This window comes from Leptothermofonsia sp. ETS-13, assembly GCF_049200465.1.
Taxonomy (GTDB): domain Bacteria; phylum Cyanobacteriota; class Cyanobacteriia; order Leptolyngbyales; family Leptolyngbyaceae; genus Leptothermofonsia.
This window is the reverse complement of sequence record NZ_CP120836.1, coordinates 2421554-2443720: the sequence shown is the minus strand read 5'-3', so window position 1 is coordinate 2443720 and position 22167 is coordinate 2421554. Positions and strand designations below refer to the sequence as shown.

20 protein-coding genes and 1 tRNA gene are annotated in these 22167 nt (G+C 50.7%); 4 read left to right on the top strand and 17 right to left on the bottom strand.

Going from position 1 to position 22167, the window contains the following annotated elements; translation table 11 throughout:
* Nucleotides 1–57 precede the first annotated feature (57 nt).
* Both P4D80_RS10970 and P4D80_RS10965 read right to left on the bottom strand, forming a co-directional pair.
* The gene (locus P4D80_RS10970; protein WP_421659181.1) at nucleotides 58–1026 is read right to left on the bottom strand and encodes an isoaspartyl peptidase/L-asparaginase; all 969 of its coding nucleotides are present in this window, start codon (nucleotides 1024–1026) and stop codon (nucleotides 58–60) included.
* Nucleotides 1026–1190, bottom strand: a complete 165-nt coding sequence (locus P4D80_RS10965; protein ID WP_421659180.1) for a DUF2256 domain-containing protein — start codon at nucleotides 1188–1190, stop codon at nucleotides 1026–1028. The genes P4D80_RS10970 and P4D80_RS10965 overlap by 1 nt, the downstream gene beginning before the upstream one ends.
* A gap of 154 nt (nucleotides 1191–1344) precedes the next feature.
* Between P4D80_RS10965 and P4D80_RS10960 the strand changes: the two genes are divergently transcribed.
* Nucleotides 1345–2115 carry an RNA methyltransferase gene (locus tag P4D80_RS10960; RefSeq protein ID WP_421659179.1) on the top strand — a complete coding sequence of 257 codons (771 nt, stop codon included), beginning with the start codon at nucleotides 1345–1347 and terminating at the stop codon, nucleotides 2113–2115.
* Between the two features lie 88 nt (nucleotides 2116–2203).
* On the opposite strand, the gene P4D80_RS10955 is transcribed toward P4D80_RS10960, so the two are convergent.
* Together P4D80_RS10955 and P4D80_RS10950 are read right to left on the bottom strand one after the other, a co-directional pair.
* A complete protein-coding gene (locus P4D80_RS10955) occupies nucleotides 2204–3151 on the bottom strand; it encodes a GDP-L-fucose synthase family protein (RefSeq protein ID WP_421659178.1) in 948 nt (315 codons plus the stop codon).
* Nucleotides 3152–3359: 208 nt separating this feature from the next.
* The gene (locus tag P4D80_RS10950; protein WP_421659177.1) at nucleotides 3360–5024 is read right to left on the bottom strand and encodes a B12-binding domain-containing radical SAM protein; all 1665 of its coding nucleotides are present in this window, start codon (nucleotides 5022–5024) and stop codon (nucleotides 3360–3362) included.
* Nucleotides 5025–5621: 597 nt separating this feature from the next.
* Here P4D80_RS10950 and obgE point away from each other — a divergent pair.
* On the top strand, nucleotides 5622–6644 hold the full coding sequence (gene obgE / locus P4D80_RS10945) for a GTPase ObgE (RefSeq protein ID WP_421659176.1): 1023 nt from the start codon (nucleotides 5622–5624) through the stop codon (nucleotides 6642–6644).
* A 25-nt stretch (nucleotides 6645–6669) separates the two neighbouring features.
* Here obgE and P4D80_RS10940 read toward each other — a convergent pair whose 3' ends face one another.
* From P4D80_RS10940 to hpnA, 3 genes are all read right to left on the bottom strand, one after another.
* Nucleotides 6670–8490 (bottom strand): serine hydrolase, encoded by a 1821-nt coding sequence (locus P4D80_RS10940; RefSeq protein WP_421659175.1) that lies wholly within the window; start codon nucleotides 8488–8490, stop codon nucleotides 6670–6672.
* A gap of 847 nt (nucleotides 8491–9337) precedes the next feature.
* Nucleotides 9338–10360, bottom strand: a complete 1023-nt coding sequence (hpnH, locus tag P4D80_RS10935; protein ID WP_421659174.1) for an adenosyl-hopene transferase HpnH — start codon at nucleotides 10358–10360, stop codon at nucleotides 9338–9340.
* 58 nt (nucleotides 10361–10418) lie between these two features.
* Entirely contained in the window at nucleotides 10419–11405 is a 987-nt protein-coding gene (hpnA, locus tag P4D80_RS10930; RefSeq protein ID WP_421659173.1) for a hopanoid-associated sugar epimerase, read from the bottom strand.
* A 177-nt stretch (nucleotides 11406–11582) separates the two neighbouring features.
* Between hpnA and P4D80_RS10925 the strand changes: the two genes are divergently transcribed.
* Together P4D80_RS10925 and P4D80_RS10920 are read left to right on the top strand one after the other, a co-directional pair.
* Nucleotides 11583–12467, top strand: a complete 885-nt coding sequence (locus tag P4D80_RS10925) for a ferritin-like domain-containing protein (protein ID WP_421659172.1) — start codon at nucleotides 11583–11585, stop codon at nucleotides 12465–12467.
* A 279-nt stretch (nucleotides 12468–12746) separates the two neighbouring features.
* Nucleotides 12747–12819, top strand: a tRNA-Thr gene (locus P4D80_RS10920).
* Between the two features lie 784 nt (nucleotides 12820–13603).
* Here the strand turns inward: P4D80_RS10920 and lexA are convergent.
* The 10 genes from lexA to P4D80_RS10870 all read right to left on the bottom strand — a co-directional run bounded on the left by lexA (nucleotide 13604) and on the right by P4D80_RS10870 (nucleotide 21861).
* Complete coding sequence (lexA, locus tag P4D80_RS10915) at nucleotides 13604–14242, bottom strand: transcriptional repressor LexA (RefSeq protein ID WP_421659171.1); 639 nt, start codon at nucleotides 14240–14242, stop codon at nucleotides 13604–13606.
* A gap of 83 nt (nucleotides 14243–14325) precedes the next feature.
* Nucleotides 14326–14988 carry a Na(+)/H(+) antiporter subunit B gene (locus P4D80_RS10910; RefSeq protein ID WP_421659170.1) on the bottom strand — a complete coding sequence of 221 codons (663 nt, stop codon included), beginning with the start codon at nucleotides 14986–14988 and terminating at the stop codon, nucleotides 14326–14328.
* A complete protein-coding gene (locus P4D80_RS10905) occupies nucleotides 14985–15599 on the bottom strand; it encodes a DUF4040 domain-containing protein (RefSeq protein WP_421659169.1) in 615 nt (204 codons plus the stop codon). Before P4D80_RS10905 ends, P4D80_RS10910 begins: the two co-directional genes overlap by 4 nt.
* A complete protein-coding gene (locus P4D80_RS10900) occupies nucleotides 15589–15870 on the bottom strand; it encodes a monovalent cation/H(+) antiporter subunit G (RefSeq protein ID WP_421659168.1) in 282 nt (93 codons plus the stop codon). Before P4D80_RS10900 ends, P4D80_RS10905 begins: the two co-directional genes overlap by 11 nt.
* Nucleotides 15867–16118: a hypothetical protein gene (locus P4D80_RS10895; RefSeq protein ID WP_421659519.1), complete on the bottom strand. Its 252-nt coding sequence runs from the start codon at nucleotides 16116–16118 to the stop codon at nucleotides 15867–15869. Before P4D80_RS10895 ends, P4D80_RS10900 begins: the two co-directional genes overlap by 4 nt.
* On the bottom strand, nucleotides 16118–16504 hold the full coding sequence (locus P4D80_RS10890; protein WP_421659167.1) for a cation:proton antiporter: 387 nt from the start codon (nucleotides 16502–16504) through the stop codon (nucleotides 16118–16120). The genes P4D80_RS10895 and P4D80_RS10890 overlap by 1 nt, the downstream gene beginning before the upstream one ends.
* Nucleotides 16501–17931, bottom strand: a complete 1431-nt coding sequence (locus P4D80_RS10885; protein ID WP_421659166.1) for a cation:proton antiporter — start codon at nucleotides 17929–17931, stop codon at nucleotides 16501–16503. The genes P4D80_RS10890 and P4D80_RS10885 overlap by 4 nt, the downstream gene beginning before the upstream one ends.
* Nucleotides 17928–18263, bottom strand: coding sequence for a cation:proton antiporter subunit C (locus P4D80_RS10880; protein WP_421659165.1), 336 nt, complete (start codon nucleotides 18261–18263; stop codon nucleotides 17928–17930). The genes P4D80_RS10885 and P4D80_RS10880 overlap by 4 nt, the downstream gene beginning before the upstream one ends.
* Before the next feature lie 475 nt (nucleotides 18264–18738).
* Nucleotides 18739–20157: a cation:proton antiporter gene (locus P4D80_RS10875; protein ID WP_421659163.1), complete on the bottom strand. Its 1419-nt coding sequence runs from the start codon at nucleotides 20155–20157 to the stop codon at nucleotides 18739–18741.
* A 33-nt stretch (nucleotides 20158–20190) separates the two neighbouring features.
* Nucleotides 20191–21861, bottom strand: coding sequence for a SulP family inorganic anion transporter (locus P4D80_RS10870; RefSeq protein ID WP_421659162.1), 1671 nt, complete (start codon nucleotides 21859–21861; stop codon nucleotides 20191–20193).
* Between the last annotated feature and the right edge of the window lie 306 nt (nucleotides 21862–22167).

Sequence of the window (22167 nt, the reverse complement as noted above, 5' to 3'; positions counted from 1 at the left end):
GGGTAGATGGTTGTCTTTATCACTCCATCACTTCTTCGCCCTCACTCTTCACTTTCTCTAGCTCCTATCTCCTGCGATACCTGCCACTAGCTGCTCTCCCTGCCAGTCCAGGGTATCTCCTACCTTTTCGCCTGTGTGGTAAGCTGCCAGCAGGACTTCGCTGGTTTTGCCCCAGGCGATCGCCCCCGTCTGGTCAATGCCAATCGCGCCCAGGTCTCGTCTATTCTGGTGGGCCTCCTCAAAGGAGCGTTGAAACGCCAATTGAAGGGGCAACCCATCGGCGACTCGAATCACGATCCGGGGTGCCAGACACTCATCAATGATATCTTCCCCAATTCCAGTGCAGCTTACCGCTGCCTGCGGCATGGCGTAGTTTCCGGCGGGCATAGCCGAGTCGCTGACCCGCCCGATGCGCTCAAATCCCTTGCCGCCGGTTGAGGTGCCAACAGCAATTTGCCCTTTACTATCCAGGACGACGACACCAATAGTGCCGTGTCCAGCATTGTCTCCTACCAGTTCGCGCTCGGCCACCACTCCGGCCATCTCTTTGGTGAAGTTGCCAGCCCGTTCCAGCATCCATTCTCGTAAACGAATTTCGGTGAGGGGGTCGTAGGTGGGAATTTGCAACTCGCGCAGGAGTTCGGCGGCTCCGTGGTCAGACAGGATGCGATCGTCGGAGTCTTGAAGGGTCAGTGCCAGCTCAATTGGGTTTCTCACCCGCGATACGTTGATGACCCCACTAAATCGCTGAGCAGTGCCATCCATTAATGAGGCACTCATACGGATCTGCCCATCCGATTGAAGCACAGAACCTGTACCGGCATTAAAGCGCGGATCGTCTTCCAAAAGCTGGCAACCACGCACTACCGCTTCTCTGGCAGTTGCCCCGGCCAGCAGCAGGGCATAGACCTCTTCAATCACGGCGTAAAGGGACTTCCGCACTGCATCGACGCCGCCCTTCCCTTTGAGAGAACTGCCTGCTCCACCGTGAATAATGAGTTTAGGTTGCACCGGGTCACTTGGCATTATTGGGAACCTCTTTTTGTTTGCGATCGCCGACGACGGCAGCGCTCAGAGCAATATTTCACGTCATCCCAGCAATTTTCCCACTTTTTGCGCCAGGCAAAGGGGCGATCGCAAACCAGACAAATTTTGGTTGGCAGGTCGGATTTTGATCGAGCACGCCCCATAACATCTAGCAGTCCTAAATCTAGCAGTCCTAAATCAGTTGTGAGACGGAGAGGGATTGTAAGAAGAAGTTCCTGCTGAACTCTGCCTCACGATCCAAATAGGATCGCTGTATAAGTCAACTCCCTAGACATCATAAAACTTAACAAGGGCAAAATGTTGGAAGCCACGTTAGCAAATATCCGGATAGTGTTGGTGGAGCCAGCAGGGGCTTTAAATGTTGGGTCAATTGCCCGGGTGATGAAGAACATGGGGCTTTGCCAGTTGGTGCTGGTGAACCCTCACTGTGACTACCTGGGGGACGAAGCGCGGCAAATGGCGGTTCATGCTCAGGATGTTCTGGAGGCGGCGAAGGTGGTAAGGACGTTGCCAGAGGGGTTGACGCAATGTCAGGGGGCGATCGCAACCACAGCCCGGACTCGCACCCTGCCCGCTCCCTTGGAGCACCCCAGGGTCGCTCTGCCCTGGTTAGTGGACATTGCCCGGCAGAGCGAAGCTGCTCTCATCTTTGGCCCAGAGGATAGGGGCTTAAACAATGCTGAACTGAATTATGCCCAGCGCTTCCTTTCCATTCCTTCCAATCCTGCCTATCCTTCGCTCAACCTGGCCCAGGCGACAGCAATTTGCTGCTATGAGCTTTATCAACTGGTTGAAAGCAAAGATCCCTCACTCCCAGAGGGTTCCGATTTCACTCCTGCCACTCCTGCCACTTTTGAAGCTCTGGAAGCGTATTATCAGCAACTAGAGACACTGTTGCTCAAGGTTGGATATCTCTACCCTCACACAGCGGACAGCCGCATGAAGAAGTTTCGACGATTGTTTAGCCGGGCACTGCCATCTACTACAGAAGTGGCCATGCTGAGGGGCATTTTGAGCCAGGTGGAGTGGGCATTGCAACACTCAAGCAAGTTTTTGGGAGAGGATTAGCTGTCAGGTATTGGTTGTTCGTGGAGAGTGGGGATAGACATCCACCCCTCACACCCCGTCCTCAGCCTGGTGGCTATAGCTATAACAACTATCCATACTGCCGATACCACTCGATGGTGTTCCTTAGCCCTTCTCTAAGTTCGGTCTGAGCTACGAAACCAAATCCCTGCTTTGCTCGCTCAGTGTCGAGGCAACGACGAGGCTGTCCATTCGGCTTGTCCACTTCCCAGACAATCTCTCCTTCAAACTCCATCAGCTCGCAAATCAAGTGCACCAAGTCTCGAATCGAAATCTCATACCCGGTTCCCAGATTCACTGGCTCTGCACTGCTGTATGATTGCGCACCCATCACAATCCCTCGCGCCGCATCATCGACATATAGAAACTCGCGGCTCGGACTACCATCCCCCCATACTGGAATTTGCCGTTCTCCCCTTTGCTGGGCTTCGTAGACCTTGCGAATTAAGGCCGGAATTACATGAGAACTGCGGGGGTCGAAGTTGTCTTCCGGGCCATACAGGTTCACCGGCAATAAATAAATGCCATCAAACCCATACTGCTGCCGATAGGACTGGAGTTGCACCAGTAGGGCTTTCTTGGCGATGCCGTAGGGCGCATTAGTTTCTTCGGGATAACCGTTCCACAGGTCTTCTTCTTTGAACGGAACGGGCGTGAATTTGGGATAGGCGCAGATGGTGCCGACGCAGACGAATTTTTGCACGCCCGCTTCATAGGCGGCATGGATCAGTTGAGCGCCCATCATCAGGTTGTCGTAGAACAGTTCGGCGGGTTTTTCGCGGTTGAGGCCAATGCCGCCGACATGGGCAGCGAGGTGGATGACAAGGTCTTGCTGGTCAACAGCGCGCTGGCAGTTTGCCATCACACGCAAGTCGCACTGGTGCGATCGCGGCACTGTAATTTTTTCCAGGTCTGCTCCAGCCAGGCACAGTTGCTTGACCACCTGTTTCCCCAGAAACCCCGAACCACCCGTTACTAGAATACGCTTGCCCTTCAGATCAAATTTGGTTGAAGTCATTATTGAGACACCTTGATTGCGCGGTACGAGAGTTCTGAATCAGTTCTACGCCCCAGTCAAATGCAAACCGGAATCATACCGTTTTGATGCCTGGAGTGGATGCCCCTTAAGGAAGAGGTTCAGATCCACCCATCCACTCCCCTCTAACAACTTAAGAACTACAACTCCCCCTTGTGTTAAGAACTACAACTCCCCCTTGTGGCTACTGCTAGCGAGCAAACATCGCTTTCATACGGGAACCGAGAGGGGCTCGAATTCTCTGGGAGTAAAAGGAGGCAGATTGCTTGCCCTGGGCACATTCCTGGGCGAAGGTAATCAGGTGATGACTCACTAAACCAATGTGAATCAGGTTCTCGATCTTGCCTGCTTTGAGCTTGGGGCCTGCCATCTTCCAGAAGGTCTTGCGGTAGTTGCTGAAAATCCCAATTCGGATAATCAGGTTGCCCAGAATCCACAACCCCTTGCGAATATTTTTCTTCGATACTCGCGCCGGGCTCAGGGGTGGCTTGATCCGGTTGGGATAGGTGTGTTGCATGTTGTAGGCAAACCGCTCATAGAGAAATTCTGGTTCGTAGGCCGTGGTGATGACTTTCCGCCACATTTCCACTACCTGCTCATAGGGAAGCAGAAATTCAACGTTGGAGTCCCGGCTTTCGTTAAAGTTGAGTCGCCCTTCAGCTTCCAGTCTGCGCCAGAGGGGAGTTTTGGGCAGTGCGTGGAGCAGGTTGATGGTGAGCATGGGGATCTGGGAAAGGCGAATGAACTCCAGGATGCGATCGCCCGTATCCGGGGTATCGGTGTCCAGCCCCATGATGATGCCAGATACCACTTCCATGCCATAGCTGTTGAGAGTCTTAATTGCATCCAGAATGGACATGCCACCCATGAGATTCTGCTGTTTGGAAATGGATTTGAGGGCATCTTTGTCGGGCGTTTCGATACCGCAGAAAACTGTGCAGAAGTAAGCTTCCCGCATCATTTCCAGCAGTTCTTTGTTCTGTGCCAGGTTGAGGGTGGCTTCGCAGGCAAATTGAACGGGATAACCGTTCCGCTTTTGCCAGTCAATCAAATACGGCAGGAGTTTCAGGGCGGCGCGGCGATCGCCCACAAAGTTGTCATCCACAAAATACACTGCACGCAAGTTTCCCGAAGCCAGCATGGCATCCAGTTCAGCGATGATTTGCTCCGGTTCCTTTAAGCGGGGGTTGCGGCCATAGAGTTCAGGAATATCACAGAACTCGCAGCGATAGGGGCATCCACTGGAATACTGCACGTTGCCAATGAAATACTTATCCAGGTCAATCAGGTGGTACGCCGGAATTGGAAACTCATTTAGCGGTAACCGCTCCTGCGTCTCAAAGCGAATTTGCTGGGCAGGACGTTCCGAGTGCAGGTCGATGTACTCAATCATTCGATCCATCGCGTCGCCCAGTTCACCAATATGAAGCAGGTCAAAATCCGGGTAGTATTCAGGACAACCAGAAACCGAAGGCCCTCCAAGCGCTGTCAGTTTCCCATAGCGGTGTGCCATTTCGTTGATGCGGTTGATTTGGGGACGCTGGATGTGCATTCCGCTGACAATCACAGCGTCAGCCCAGCGGTATTCAGCCGGTTTCGCAGGGCGAATGTTTTCATCCACAAACCGCACTTCCCACTCCTGTGGCAAGTAGGCCGCTGCCACTAGAATTCCCTGAGGGGGCATAAATGCTTTTACTCGACCCAGGAGCGGATAGGCGTTATTAAAAGTACCAAAGGAAGGACTGTATTTTGGAAATACGCAAAGAATTCGGCGATGATTAACCGGAATGTAACGGGGTTTTCCAGGGGCACTTTCGGGGATGGGTTTTTCAAAATCCTTTAAAGTCGCCGTCATTCAAACGCTTCCTCACTCTCAGCACAAGACTTCATGAGTAATCCTATTTGCTACAGGGCTTACGCAAACCTCGGAAGTTTTAACCTAAAACTACACCTCATGACCCGCATTGGTGGTTAAACCTCCGAGGTTTTGGCAAAAGAAAATTGATTCTAAATAAAAGAAAATTGATTCTAAATAAAATTGATTCTAAATGATTCTAAATAAATTCTAAATAAATATAGCAGTCATAAATCAGTTGTGAGATGGAAAGGCCTGGTGAGAAGAGTTCCATGAAAACTCCTTTTCACAATCCAAACTTTTCACAATCCAAATAGGATCGCTATAGTTCTCGACATAATTGCCAGAAAACACCTGATGTCACTCTAAGCAAGTTTGCCAGTCAATGGCAAGATGTTTCAGTCAAGACGGAAGTTGTTTCAATAACATCTAAGTAGCCAGGCGCAATTAAATTAAGGATAATTTTGGGGGTGGAGGGGAGTTCACCCCCCTGCCTGGGGCGCAGCCCCACTTCCCCCCTTTACAATTAATTATGGCTACCTACTTATGCTTTGAATCTTATTGCCTATGATCAGGGCATAGATTCAGGTTGATTCCATGCAGTTTATTGATCAGGCAGAAATCCAGGTACAGGGTGGCAAAGGTGGGGATGGACTGGTTGCCTTTCGGCGGGAGAAGTACGTCCCTGCAGGGGGGCCGTCGGGGGGTAATGGTGGTAAAGGCGGTTCGGTCATTTTGAAGGCGGCAGAAAATTTGCAAACGCTGCTTGATTTTCGCTACAACCACCTGTTTAGGGCTGAGGATGGGCAGCGGGGGGGGCCAAATAATCGGACAGGGGCATCGGGGCGCGATCGCATCATTGAAGTTCCCTGTGGGACTGTGGTTTATGATGCCGAAACCGATGACCTGATTGGCGATCTGGTTAAACCCGGACAAATACTCTGTGTTGCCCACGGGGGCAAGGGAGGTTTGGGTAACCAACATTTCTTGAGTAATCACAATCGTGCCCCTGAGAAAGCCTTACCAGGGTTGCCGGGAGAGCAGCGATCGCTTCGTTTAGAACTGAAACTCCTGGCCGAGGTTGGTATCATTGGGCTACCCAATGCAGGCAAATCCACTTTGATTGCCGCCCTTTCTGCTGCCCGGCCCAAAATAGCCGACTATCCTTTTACAACCCTGGTGCCCAATCTGGGAGTTGTTCGCAAACCCTCAGGAGATGGCACGGTTTTTGCCGACATTCCAGGGCTGATTGAAGGTGCCCATTTGGGTTTAGGACTGGGGCATGAATTTTTGCGCCATATCGAGCGTACCCGGTTGCTGCTTCATCTCGTTGACATCACCAGCGAAGACCCGATTGCCGACTACCATACCATTCAGGAAGAGCTGCGAGCTTATGGACGAGGATTAGCAGAGCGCCCCCAGATCCTTGCATTGAATAAGATTGACGCTCTGGCACAGGATGCGGCAACGGTGGAGGCGATCGCTACTCAACTTGAACACCTCAGTGGTACAGCCGTCTTTACCATCTCTGCTGTAACCCGTGATGGCCTGGAAACTCTGATGCAGCGGGTCTGGCAAATACTGGATGAGATGGCAACTTTAAGTAGCAGTGTCACCTAGCAACTGACATCTGCTACGGGCTCTTTTAAAGCGTTGTTGCTTCCGCACCATCGGTCGTATTGGATTCTTCCCCAGAGCCTTCTGAAGGAGTTTCAGGGGATAGTGGAGTTTCACTGCTGGCACCAAGTGATGGCTGAGTGGATGGCGTGGTAGGCGAAGTCATCACTTTAGGAGTTTCGGCGGGGCGGCTGAAGTAAAGATAAGCCAGGCGAGAAAGTTGGTTAACGTAGTCATACGCCCGGTCATCGTTGTGTGAACGCTTGATCATGACTGTAATCACATAGCGTTTTCCATTGGGTAGATCGACTAAGCCAGTATCTCCAATTAGACTGCCAATGTCACCCGTTTTGTGAGCAATGATGGCTCCATTTCCCAACCCCTGGCGCAACTGGCTATGATTTTCGGTGCGCCGCATGATATCTAGCAGGCGATCGCGCGATCGCATCGTCACCAATTCGCCCTGGCTAATCCGCGCTAATAGCAACGCCAACTCCTTCGGGGTTGTGGTATTGGTTCCTTCCAGGTCGGGGAGGAGGTTATTAATAATCGTTGTGCTCAACCCCCATGACTTAAACCGCTGATTGAGGAGACGGATCCCACCCAGTCGGGCAATCAGCATGTTGGTGGCTGTATTGTCGCTGATGGTAATCATCCGAGTTGCCACATCCAGAGCAGTATACTTCGTCCCTGGCGCGTCATACTGCATATCACCTGATCCACCCCCAATCAGTTCCTTTCGCAGAACCAGTTGTTCATCCAGGCGAATCTTACCCTCATCCACATCCTGGAAAAATGCAATCAGAATGGGCACTTTAATAGTGCTGGCAGAAGAAAAGGAGGCTGTTCCATTTAGATCTACGTACGCATTAGTATCCAGATCCATCACAAACACCCCTGGCGTCATTTGGGGAGTTTTCGTAATCAGAGCCTGCATAGCTAATTTAAGCGTCGTCATCTCCTGCCCAACTTTTGCCAGTTGGGACGAGGACGCCCCCTCGCTGCCACTGGACGTAACTCCCGCCTGCTTTACTGGCTGTTGGGAAGTCAGTGAACGGTTTGCCGGATCCGAAATCGATAAAATCGTTCCTGATAGCACCCCTATTCCAATGCTCAAGATTAGCAGACGGGTGGCATACAACACGGCTGAAAAACCACGGGAGCGATGTCTGGGAGAAGTGGCACTGCGTCTGCGCGATCGCCCCGCCGTCTGACTTCTCGGACCATCACCTCCATTGCCAGACACCACCATTCCTGGCCTGAAAGCAGCCACCATTGCCCCCTCCAACTGCTGCTGGCTGTCTCTCCTCAAGCCCAATTTGGATTGATCCGGCGATCGATTCTGAGCGGATGAAGGAAGCACCGTCAGGGGACGTGAATAAGTTTCCGCAGCAGGAGAACGAAGCCTGCGAGATCGATACCCATTTTCTTGCCCGTTTCTGCCTGGTGGTTCCGGTTTGCTCACTTTATGAGTAAATGCGTCACAAGTAGATGCGTTAGCGCCCGAGCGATCGCGGGCTGGAAACTGGAAAATATCTGTCTGACGTAAATAGTTGGAGTGGTTACGCGATCGCCCCCCAAAAGTCTGACGATCTTCATCGTAGGATGGGGCATCCGTCCGCCTGTTTGTCCATTCAGGCCTTCGATCTTGATCAATCCGAAGGGATTGGAACCTATCACGCGAGAGATCAAGGTCATCCCGAACGTTATTCGTCCGGTTCGCTCCACCCGCCGAGCCACCCGTTCTGCGTGAAGAGCGCTGAGAACGCCGCCCAAACAATCGCTGCCACAGGCTAAAAGAGCCAGGCTCCTGAGATTTACCTTTACCAGACACACGCGAATCTGCCATCTTACCCTGTTCGCTCCGTCCCTGCGATCGCCCTGAAATTGCTAATAGATGGCACCCTCTGCCGAGATCTCCTCGACCAGAATGGCCATTGTACCGTCAATCATAAAAAATGTACCTGACTCTGGCATTAATGGCACTCCAACCTGGTGATTCATCAAAGGAACTTTGCCTGGTTATCTAAACCCGGAAAAACTAATTTAGGGGGTTTTTAAGGGTTAGAAACCCTTAAAAATTTGCCTAGCAGACTACTACCTGGCAGACTACTAGTGGTTTGTCAGTATTAATTTTGCATCCTGAATTGAGTCAGAGTGGTTATTTCGTGAGTTGACAACTCACAAAATGTTGACAACTCACAAATTGACAACTCACAAAATATAGCTGTCGCCAGGTTGCTTAGGACATTGGTTTTAAGGGGTTGGGGGTGGGGCGCACCCCCCAGCCAGGGGTGGAACCCCTGCACCCCGCCCTAAGCCTGGTGGCTGTAGCTATAAGTCTTGACAGACCATTAGAGCTAACGGAGACCTACCAGAAAAAAAGCCCACTTACCGAGAGCAATTTGTACTCAACAAATCAAATGTGTACTTAACAAATCAAAAAGTCAGGCAACTCACCAACTCTGATATCAGGACTACAAGCTTATCAGAACCACTAAAATTGTAGGCTAATTTCCCCTTAAGCATTTTTTGGAAAAGGGGCAGGAGGCAAGAGACGGAAGGCAAAAGGAATGGAAGGGGGGATGAGTGAATGGGTGATGGAGTAGGGAGTGATAGCGTGGAAGGGGGGATGAGTGCCCATCACCCCTCTCTAACAGCTAACAACTACTCCCTCACCCCTGGCTTTTGAAAAGCTAGCGGCTGAGGCTCAATACGCTGCCTAATGCTCGCATCATATTCTGGGGTTCCATGGCATCGGCTGCAGCGGTAGGCTCATAGCCACAGTGAACCATGCAATCCTGACATTTAGGATTGCCACTGCCGCGCCCATACTGGCTCCAATCGGTTTCTTCCAAAAGTTCCCGATAGGTTTTGTAGTGACCTTCATTCAGAAGGTAGCAGGGCTTCTGCCACCCCAATACGCTGTAGCTGGGCATGCCCCAGGGGGTACACTCGTAATCTTTCTCCCCAGTCAGAAAGTCCAGAAATAGAGGGTTATGGTTAAAGTTCCAGTTTTTCTTTCCGGCTTTGTAGGGAGCCATAATCTCCCGAAACAGGGCACGGGTTTGTTCGCGCTTGAGGAAATGATCCTGATCGGGTGCCCATTCGTAGCTGTAGCCAGGGGAAATCATCATGCCATCGACTCCCAACTCGGTCAGGAAATCGAAAAACGCCTGTATTTCCTTGGGATCAGTGCCTTCAAAAACTGTGGTGTTGGTAGTGACACGAAAGCCTCTGGCCTTGGCGGCCTTAATAGCCTTAACTGCTATATCAAACACACCCTTGCGGTCTACGCATTTGTCGTGGTGTTCTCGCAGTCCATCCAGGTGAACGCTGAAGGCAAAGTAAGGGGAAGGCTCAAACTTGTCGAGGCTCTTTTCTAACAGGATGCCATTGGTACAGAGGTAAACGAACTTGCGGCGTTCAACCAGTCCCCGAACGATTTTGTCAATCTGGGGATGGAGCAGGGGTTCTCCACCAGGGATTGCGACAACGGGCGCTCCACATTCTTCGGCTGCGGCAAAGCATTCCTCTGGGGTCAGGTTTTGTTTCAAAATCTCAACCGGGTGCTGAATTTTACCGCAACCGGAACAGGCCAGGTTACAACGAAACAGGGGCTCTAGCATCAGGGTGAGGGCATATTTTTTACGCCCTTTCAGGCGCTGACTAACAATGTACTTACCAACCTCGATCGCCTGCTGAATGTGAACTGCCATGTCCGTTTAACTCCTCAACTGAAAACCACTGGATAGGAAAGCTTCTAGCCCTTAATCTCTATAAAGATACGTAACCATATTTTACAAACCAGTTTACGGCATCGTGTAGGGCTGTGTTGATAGGGGTTTGAGGTAGCCCCAATTCTCTGACGGCTTTTGAAGCGTCGTAGAACATTTTTTGTGTTGCCATTCGAACACCATCTACAGGAACCGTAGGGGTTTTTCCGAATTTTGCGAGAATCTCTTCATCAATGACAGCAACGGTGAGGGGAATCCAGGCCGGGATCGCTCGTTGGGGGGCAGGAAGGGCGGTAATTTCTGCCAGTTGATCCAGCAGTTGCTTGAGGGTAAGGTTTTGATGACCCAGAATGTAGCGATCGCCCGCCCTTCCTTTCTGTAATGCCAGTAAATGCCCTCTTGCCACATCCTCCACATGGACGAAGTTCAACCCGGTGTCTATGTAGGCTGGCATCTGACGCCGGAGAAAACGCAAAATGATGTCCCCTGTAGGGGTCGGTTTGATGTCCCAGGGACCCATTGGGCTGGTGGGATTGACAATCACAACATCCTGCCCTGTCTGAACTGCTTTCACCGCTTCCTGTTCTGCCCAGTACTTAGACTTTTTGTAGTGCCCGATGAGCTTCTCAACTGGGCTTTGATAGGTTTCATCAGCGATCCCGCCCTCCTTCACCCCGATCGCCGCGACTGAACTGGTATACACCGTCCGCTCAATTCCCGCTTTCTGTGCGGCTGCCAGGACATTTCGGGTGCCCAACACATTGCTTTGATACAAAACAGTCCGGTCTTTTTGCCAGAGAGAATAGTGGGCAGCCACATGGAATAAACAGTGGCAACCAACCATCTGCCGCCACAAATCGGGATCGTTTAAATCCCCTTCGACCAGTTCTACGTCCAGGTCTTGCAGATTATTGAGTAGGCTACCAGCACGAACCAGGGCCCGCACAGAATAGCTTTCCCGGAGGAGCAACCGAACCAAATTAGCACCGACAAACCCTGTTCCACCCGTGACAAATGCTTTTTTCACACCACGTTGCTTTTTGAACTTCTTTCATTTGCAATCCTACCGTTTTGACTATGATTGCTGATAGGAAAGGCCATTCTTCTCCTCTAAGAGCGTAGTCTTTAAGGTATTGAGCAAGCTAGACTGGGATATGCAATCGCTAAATTCCTTAGTAGGATTGCTCGGTGTGGGGAGTGAAATATGAGAATAGGGTCTGAAGAACACAAGCAGCTATTTTGCCAGTGGTTCATGGAGAGCCATCGTCTTTACGAAGCAGAACAATTACCCTGGCCTCAACTGGATAGTACAACTCTAGAGCGCTTGCAGGGGATTCCCTTTTGGGATGAAGCGTTGCAAACAGAAAAGAAAGCAGGCAAAATGCTTGAGATCTATGCGGTGACGGTGCAAGACCCATTGATCCGAGAAGCGATCGCCCTCCAGGGTCAGGAAGAAGCTCGTCATGGTCGGGTGATTGAGTATTTAATTGACCGCTACAACGTTAATCTTCCCCAAAAGCCCGAACGTCAAATTCCTGACAATCTGGAACCTGCCTTCATCAAATTCGGCTACGGCGAATGTTTCGACTCTTTTTTTGCCTTCGGCTTGTTTGAAATTGCCCGTCAGGCAGAGCTAATGCCTGAAGCCTTCTTTACCATCTTTGACCCTATCCTGGACGAAGAAGCCCGCCACATGGTGTTTTTTATCAATTGGATTGCCTACAAGCAGGTTCAGGAAGGAAGAGGTTGGTTGCGTCCCTTCAACTCCCTGTGGCAGTATACGGGTGCCCTCCAGCGCCGACTTGACAACCTGAGCGGCATCACTCAGAAGAAGAAAAGCAGTAACAAGCAGAAGAAGAAAAGCAGTAACAAGAAAGGCTTTACTGCAACTGGAGTGAAAGCCTTTACTCTCAATCTGACCCTTGATCAATTTCTGGAAGTTTGCCTTCAGGAAAACGCTAAACGGATGAGCCGGTACGACGAGCGGTTGTTGCGTCCAGACTTTCTGCCCATGCTGACGAATGTTGCCCAGCGATTGCTTAAACTGCTGCCTAAGCGTAGACCCAATCCTATGGCTAATGCTGCCTGAACAGATTGATTGAGAAGGGAAGAGGGAAGAGGAAAGAAGGTAAAAGCTATCAGAGTGGATAAAGCTATCAGATTGGATGAGGGAAAGGTTGGGGGAGTGATGGGGGGATGGGGTAGATCAGTGATGGGGAGATAGAGTAGTAGAGTAGTGGAATAACATAGAGTAGAAGGGTTATAGAGTGGAGCAGGGAGCAGTGGATGTAACAAGTAATCACCCTACTTGCGATCGCTCCTGCAATCAAGCTCAGAATTTGCTATTCTTATCTAGCGTTATTGATTTGCTGGTGTAGCTCAGCTGGTAGAGCAGCTGATTTGTAATCAGCCGGTCGCAGGTTCGAATCCTGTCACCAGCTTTCAAAAAATACAGAGTGGTTGGGCCTAAATAGGACTGCAACCGTCCATAGCCAATTAGTTAACCGTATCCCTCTTCATCCATAAAAGAACTGTACTAAAGAACTGTACTGAGCAACAGCATGACCTGAATTTCTCCGCTTTATGGGCAGTGAGAAGCCGACGGAAACTGAAGCTCTCGCACCTAATAGATCACTTCAACTTCACCTAATAGATCACTTCAACTTCATAGATTACTTCAACTTCAGATTGGGTCGTGGCATAGAATTGCCAGTACTGTTCCGCGATCGCCGTTGGATCATATACCTGTCGCCAGCCTGCTCAGAACATCTGGATTTAAGGGGGCTTCGCCCCTGCATCCCGTCCTAACCATAATGACTACCGCTATAACAACAATTTGGGGTGGGCGGATTCTGCAATTTACGGGTTAAGTAGTTGGGCGCAATTAAATTTTAAATTAAGGATAATTTCGGGGGTATAGGGGGCTACCGTATATACACAAATCGCTTGACCTCTCCCCAAAACCCTCTCCGACACGGAGAGGAACCTGAATCAGAGCTCTCTTCCCTTGGAGAGAAGGAGTTGGGGGTCAGGGCTGAGAGGCTTCCAGCGGAAACAAATTGCTGATCTATACACAGTAGTTGGAGAGGGTGCCCCCCCTATCTAGGGGCGCAGTTCCAACTCCCTCCCTGACAATTAATTGTGGCTACCTATGATTGTGGCTAACTACTTAGGTTGACTTAAAAAATATACAAGAGAGAATCGGATTGTATCGACCAAAACCACTTAAAATCCTCCTCTTAAAGCAACGTTAATGTACACACCCTGGACCTCAATTTCTGCACTGTTAGCATTTAACACAGTAGGTTCATAATGAGGATTGGCCGGTTGCAGGGTGATTTGTCGCCCGTTGCGATAGTAATGCTTCAGTGTGGTTGCACCGTTGACCCGTGCTGCCACGATCGCACCATTGCGAATTGCACGCGGGTCGCTCTCCCGCCTTAAAACAACAATATCGCCATCGGCAATGAGTGCTCCCACCATGCTGTCTCCTCGAACTCGTAGGGCAAAATGTTGAGTCAGTTCATACTGAGAGAGACGGGCAAATTTGGGTAGAAAGGAAAGGTCGAGGTACTCGATTTCGGTGTCAGGGAAGACCTCAACCAGACTGTGCGCCGCAATACTACCCAGAACTGGAATCTCTCGACTGGACTTGAGGATTTTGATGGAGCGCGGCTTCCGGGGAATGTGACTGATAAAACCTTTGTTGGCTAATGCCTCGATATGGGATTGAATCGAAGCGGGCGAACGATACTGCAATCCCTTCTGAATGTCTCGATGGGTCGGCGCAATTCGATGTTGGGCGATGTAGTCTTCAATCCAGGAAAAGACCTGCTGCTGGGCAGGTGTGAGCAGGGAGTACATAGTTGGGGTGAAATCGCTATAGCAGGGGATAGGGATCAGGAGTCAGACGTTAGGGGCTAAGGGGGCGTTCGAATTCAGTTGATTCATAACAATCCACGATAACGAATAAATACCAGAATCACCGCCCACGACCCCAGCGCAACTTTGACAGCAACCAGAATATTGAGAATAGGAACCACTCCACCGCTTAACAGGGTCCCCAATTCGCCATGAGGGAGTTCAATGCCAACCAGCGTCAGCACGGCCAGGGCAATAAAAACCAGCACCGAAATCTTTTCCCAGGTAGCCGCATGCCAGCGCTGATAGATCGATTCCATCCATTCAGAAGCGGAGGTAATGGCTATCAGACCGATCGCCGTTCCGCCTGCGACTCCAGCCGCAAACCCACCCCCTGGACTGAGGTGTCCCCGAATTGCCAGTTCAATGCCAACGATCGCGGCGATGGTCGCTCCCAGGCGTGCCAGTACAATCGAAGGCTGGTCAGTGAACTGGTAGATGGTGCGGAAGGGTTGCTCATTTGCCAGCAGAAAATGGGCCCCCATAATGGCGATCGTAAACACAATGACCTCAAACACCGTGTCATATAGACGATTTCTAAAAATGATGCCTGATACTGCATTGGGCACTCCACTCTCCTGTACAACCGTGTTGACAATCGCCAGATCGAGAGTGTCTGCGGTCGGGTTTGGCAGAATCAGAAATTTAATCAACAGGACGATTCCAGCAGCGATATAGAGCCATTTCATGAGCGCTTCTCCCCCGAATCTGGCAGAGTGACGTAGATGAGGCGACTGGTGGATGATGGCAGTTCGGTTTGTAGGATGTTATAGAGGCGACGGATGCGAGTAGTGGTTTGATAGCAGGGTGGCCTCTCCTGACTGACTTCGGCATCTGGCTCTGGCTGGAGCGATCGCGAACTACAGGTGACGTGAACTTCCTTCTCCGTCAATCCTTGATTTAAGGACGGCAAATCTGGATAAAGAATGAGTTCCAGCCGCAGATGATACCGACTGGCAATGGTTCGGAAGTGAGTAATCAGTTGGGTAAAGGATGGCCGATCGGTTGGGACTGCGTCCGAATCACTTTCTGTCTCCAGCCAATCATCTTTTAACACCCCCAGACGCATGACGAGTGATGAACGCACCGCCACCGCATAAAGTGTAATCGCCAGCATAGTTCCCACCAGTGCCTCAGTTAATGCGACATCGGCAGCTCCTAAAACGGCATATACCAGGGCGGCAACGGCTCCTAAAATACCCCGAATCACCAGAGCATTGTAGGGATTTGCCTGGATGGTGAGCATGAAAGCCGCCAGTGGCAGCAGGGCAACGATAATGTACACGTAGCTATCGTTCATCCTTCTCTCCGCTACTGGAGCAATAGGCCAGCACATATCCCAGCACTGTATTCCAGATTGCCAGGGAAATGAGCGCCAGCACGAGCAACGACCATTCACTGGGAATCTTCAGGAGCAGGCCGAAGATAATACTCATGGAGCCAAGGGTATCGGCAACCGAAAGACTGTGCAGCTTGAATAAAACCGATCGCTGCCCCAACAGAGGAAAGGTGCCCCAGAACCAGAAAACAATTCCCAGGCCAATACAGCAGTAACTGAGGAAATCAATCATCGTTCATTCATCCGTTTGATCAGGTGTGCCAGCAACATTAACCCTGCATTGCCCACACTCAGGATGATCACCCCAACGACCCCAATCATCCAGTCATCGCGCAGAACAGAAATGACCAGAATCATCACCGATGTTTTGGTCGCTGCACTGGCAAAGGCTAGCATTTTTTGCCAGATGTCATCATCCCGCCAGGCTTCATAAATGGGGATGAGCAAAACCAGAATCATCGCAATCAGCATTAGATTCATCATTTTCGCTGCCGCCTCACCCAATGAACTTCGTACCAGCCCGCTTCGTGATATCTGGTGACAATCGTTTTGGGAGTAAAGGTGATCAGAAAGATATCCAGAAAAATCAATCCGGGCGATCGCCCCGGTTTCACTCGTTTCAGCGTCACATCTTCCTGGGTATGAGGTCGAACAATCAGTTCAAATGCTTCCAGATAGGCTTGTGGAATCGCCACGAGGATCTTCCAGAACACCCCTAACCAATCCCTGAGCGCACCGGGATTGCTATAACGAGGCGGCAGCAGCAGTGCGACACACACGCCAATGATGAGATTGGCCAGACTCAAATTTGCCGTCAGCAAAAACCAGATCGTCAGTCGCAGTAGCAAGTTGAGGTATCCGATCATGCCAGCACCATCCAAAACAGCAGGATCAACATCAAACTCATCATGCCGATCAGGTGATCAAACTGCTCCAGCAACCGTGGCAGCTTGAAAATTGTGTGGCGAAAGATCAAAAAATACGCCAGCCAACCCAGGAAAATTGTAGCCAGAGGTTTGATAATGTTGGCAACTGTATACGCCTCGTAATAGGCTATATTAGCCAGGATCAGCCCACCAATTAGCAGGATCATGGCCGCCCAAAAGTTGAACGGGACACTGGCCTGTTCATCGTTTTCATGGGGTAGAAAGATGAATTTGGCAAAGGAAATTGCCGTCCCAAATGCAGCCAGATTCATACCAATCACCTGCCAGGGCAACAGGCTTTTCATGGTCAACACCTTTGCCCCAAAGCCAGACAATAGGGGAAAGCCTGAAATTGAGAAGCTGGCAATCACCAGAGCAATCCAAATTGGCGTATGGATAGGCTGATATTGCAGTTCCTTGAGGTTGCGGCTGGGAAGAATCCCAGCAATCAGAAACAGAGCTGATTTGACTAAACCGTGGGTCAGAGCATAAAAGCCACCTACTTCTGGTGCCGCAAGAATAAACCCCAATTGCGAAACAGTTGAGAATGCCAGCATCTGCTTGGTGTCCTTTTCGAAAACGGCATAGCCCACTCCCAGCAGAGCCGTTCCCACTCCGAAGATGCGGATAATGGGATCGACCTCTGATACCAGCAGGGCACATCGCACCAGTGGTAAAATTCCCGCCTTCACTACTGCACCCGACAGCATGGCCGAAACAGGTGTTTCGGACTCGGAATGGGTCAACGGTAGCCAAAGGCCCGATACAAAGATGCCGCCTTTGACCAGCAGTCCGAGAAAGATCAGCCCAAGGGCTTCTGGAGGTGCCTCTCGTAGGCCAGTAAAGGCAAAGGAATGGCTCGCCTGATAAACTAGCACGGCACCCACCAGAAAAAACAGCATGGCGACGTTGCTGGTAAAGAGATAGCGTAGCCCTACCCAGATGGAGCGATCGGTTCGCGGATAGGCAATCAGCAAAAAGGCCGCAATGCTAAGTACCTCCAGCGCCACGTACAGGCTGATGAAATCGGCACAGGCAAAAGCCGCATTGACGCTGCCATGCAGAATCATAATCTGCATATAGAAAAAAGCAGTTTTATCACTGTTCCAGCAATAGAGCAGAACGGCAGCGGTTACCAGCGCATTGGTCAGGATGAAGAAGCCACTGAGGAAATCGACCTGTAAGGTAACGCCGAAGCTATCGATCAATTGCAGGGTGAGTGATGGCTGGGTAAAGAGCAAGAGTGCATAAACGACAGAGGCGATCGCGACTCCCAGCGCAAGATAGCGAACCAACCGGGGGAACATATAGCCAATGAACCCCACAAAAAATGGTAGAGCGATCCAGAGAATGGTCAGGGTACTCATGATGGGTGGTTCTGCTCAATCTCATTGACTTCCAGAGTTGGATTATCACGTGCCAACTTCATGGCACCAACCAGCATGAGTGCCTGAATTGAAAATCCAATCACAATTGCCGTCAAGATCACCGCCTGGGGTACCGGGTCAGCGTAATCCCCCTTGCTGGTCGTCGAAAAAATAGGTGTAAACAAACCATCTCGCGATGCAATCAGCACATAACAGGCAATCACCCCCGTACTCATGACATCCATTGAGATAATCTTCATCACCAGATTTTTCTTAAAGATGATGCCAAAGAATCCGCACAGAATCGTTGCAAACACGCAGGCTTCTAGCATGGGGATGGAGGGAAGAGGTGGATGGATAGATGAGGGGAGTTAGTTGTTAGTTGTTATAGCCGTCGCCAGGTTGCTTAGGACATTGGCTTTAAGGGGGTGTGGGGCTGCGCCCCCAGCCACGGGTGGAACCCTTGCACCCCGTCCTAAGCCTGGTGGCTATCGCTATAAGTAGGTAGTCATAATTAATTGGTAAAGGGGTAGTCATAATTAATTGGTAAAGGGGGGAAGTGGGGGCTGCGCCCCCAGGCAGGGGGGTAATCCCCTCCACCCCCGAAATTATCCTTAATTTAATTGCGCCTAGCTACTTAGTTATTAGTTGAGTGAGGAATGAGGAATGAGGAGTGAGGGAGTGATAGGGTAACGGGGTGAGAGGGTGAGGTTTCTTTACTCCATGATTCTGTCACTCCATCACTCATCCACCCCTCCACTCCTTTTTCGTAGCCCCGTCCCTAACCCCTATTCCCTCACATCTCTATCACGCTTCGCTCACCACGGCCACTGGTTCCAGAGGGGGTTCTCCAGGCGCGGGTGGTTCTTCTGGGGACTGTCCAAAGGCCAATCGGAGGAAGGGAGGCGCGAGAAATGTTGTCAGAATCACCATGATGATGATGGCTGCTTCTAGCGGTTTACTTAGTACCCCACTGGCCGAACCAATGCCTGCAAACACCAGCCCGACCTCACCTCGTGGAATCATCCCGACTCCGATCGCCAGGCGATTAATTCCTGGTTGGCCAAACACCGCCCAACCGGTGACAACTTTGCCCAGGATGGCGACAGCGATCAAAAACACCGCAATCACTAAGCCCGCCCGGTTTTCAGGGAGCGCAGGATTCAGGACTCCCAAATCGGCTCTGGCCCCCACGGTGACAAAGAAAATGGGCACCAGCAAATCAGCGATCGGTTTCACCAGCTCATCTAACTCACTCCGGGCATCGGTTTCATCCAGTACCAGACCGGCGGCGAAGGCACCTAAAATCGCTTCCAGATGAATCGCATTGCCCAGAAAGGCCATGAAAAAGGCAAAAATAAAGGCCGGAATCACAATATTGCCACGGGTTTTGAGCTTATCCACGATCGCCACAAACGTTTTGTTGAAGAGTCCACCCAACAAAATTGAACCGATCAAAAACGCTGTTGCACTGACAATCAGGTAAATTACATTCGAAACATCGATTTCACCCGTTTTCGCTAAACTGGCCACTACCGCCAGAACAATAATGCCCAGCACATCGTCAATCACTGCGGCTCCAACAATAATCTGGCCTTCCTTTGACTTGAGCCGTCCTAATTCAGACAACACCTTGGAAGTAATTCCGATGCTGGTCGCTGTCAGGGCAGCCCCAGCAAAAATGGCTGGAATAGCCGGAACATTGAACACCATCATCAAACCAACGGTACCAGCCGCAAAGGGAACGGCGACGCCAACACAGGCCACAACCGTTGCCTGATAGCCCACCTCCTTCAACTGGCGCAGATCCGATTCCAGCCCAATTTCAAACAGCAGAATGATCACGCCTAATTCTGCCAGCACCGAGAGGATTTCACTCTGAGACTGAAACACACTGCTCAATGCAGCTGGAGTCACCCCATTGATCCATTGCAGAATGATCATAATCACCGAATCTGTGGCTTGCATTCCGCTTTCAGGAAAAACCACCAGGTGCAGAGCAGACACTCCAATCACGACGCCCGCCACTAATTCTCCCAAAACGGGTGGAAAATCCAGGCGTTTGGAAAGTTCCCCACCCAGTTTACTGGCAAGGTAGATGATTACTAAACTCAGCAGCACACCTGTCAACACAATTGGAGCATTTTCGGCCTCAGCCGTTGCCAGCAGGGGAGGTGGTAGAAACGCAAGTGGAGGAATGTGATAAATCTCAGGTATGAAAAACATGGGTCAAGGTTCCTTTCAGGACAATTGTGATAATCAAGCAACAACTTCTTTGCGATACACATGGTCAACCGCCTGGCGCAGGGCTTCAGTGCGATTGTCCAAAACATGCTCCGGTGAAATAAGATCAAACAATCCCAGCCGTTCAAGCCGCTTCTGGATTTTGCTACTGGCTCCGACAATGTAAACCTGAAGTCCTTTGTCATGAGCATCCCGGATCGCATTTTCAATGGCCAACGATGCGGTTACCCCCATCAGAGGCACATCGCTCAGATCCATGACCAGCACATCCGCATCTTTCATGGCGTTGTGTTCCCGTGCGATCGCCTTCGATAGGCCAAAAATCATTGGTCCGCTCAGGTAGAACAGCAGCACCCGACCAGATCCCTTATCCAAAAGCTGCTTCTCTTCATCGCTCAATCGGGCATCGTCATCGGTGTCAGAAATCAGCTTGACTTCCTCGGATTGCATGCTGCTCAACCGTTCAATGGTGAGAATGTTGGCAATAAACACCCCAACACCCACTGCCACAATCAGATCGACAAATACCGTCAGAAACAATACCCCGTACATGATCAGGGAGCCCTTGAGGGAGACCTTGTGCGATCGCTTCAGGAAACTCCAGTCCAAAATATCAATCCCCACCTTAAGGGCAATTCCAGCCAGCACCGCCATTGGAATTGGTTGGGTATAGCGGGCTGCACCCAGCACCACTACCAGCAAAAGCAATGCACGGACAATTCCCGAAACCGCTGACGTTGCTCCCGTCTGGATATTCACCACCGTGCCCATCGTGGCACCCGCACCCGGCAACCCACCGCAGATTCCCGAAACAATATTGCCAATTCCCTGCCCGATCAGTTCCTTATCCGACTTATGTTCTGTGCGGGTCAGGCTATCCGCAATCACTGCCGTCAGCAGGGTATCAATACAACCCAGCATCCCCAACATCACACCATCAACAAACATGGTGGTTAACTGGTCTGCTGTGAATACGGGGAATCGAAAATTTGGTAGCCCGACTGGAATTTCACCCAGATCCCCAATCCGACGAATATCAACATCCCCGAATACTGTCAGGGAAATAATCGTACCGACAATAAGGGCAACCAACTGAGGTGGTAACAGGCGCTTCAGTTTTTTGGGCATCAAGAAAATGATGGCCAGGGTCACGCCTCCCAAAATCATCTCTGGAGGCTTAGCAGTTGCTAAAAGTTCAGGAATGGCTGCCACGGTGCCCAATACCCCACCCTTTGGAGCGGCATGTCCCAAAAAAGGCGCAATTTGCAGAATAATTAAAATCACACCAATCCCCGACATGAAGCCAGAAATGACGCTATAGGGCATCAGCGTAATGTATTTACCCAGCTTAAAAATGCCAAAGATGATTTGAAACAACCCTGCCAGCATGACGACGGTAAAGGCCATTGCCAGACCATTTTCGGGATTGCTGGCTGTTAGACTGGCGACGATCGCCGTCATCACCACTGTCATCGGACCAGTAGGTTCAGAAATCAGCGTCGGTGTGCCACCAAACAGGGCTGCAAAAAAGCCAACGCAAACAGCTCCATACAGTCCTGCGATGGGGCCTGCGCCAGAAGCCGCCCCGAAAGCAAGCGCCAGGGGTAAGGAAACAATCGCCGCAGTGACTCCGCCAAAGATATCACCACGTAAATTATCAAACCGGATTTGATTAGTAATAGCCATTAAGGTGAATGAGATAGAGTATCAGAATGGGAAATCGTGAAACAACAGACGATTCAGAATGAGCAAAACCAGGATCTACTGCATCGATAGTCGTTATCACAGGATGTGAGGGCTGTGCCACCGCCAGGGGTGGAATCCCTGCACCCCGTTCAACGCAGCGAAAGATCGCCGTATATGCCATTGCAGCAGGAGCGAACTGTCTGCCCTGCAGGTTTTGTCGGATTTATAAACAACTCTGCTAAGGCATTAGAAACAGCAGGGGCTTAAAAGCCATGCTGTAGTTCCTTCAATAGACGAAACGAAAAA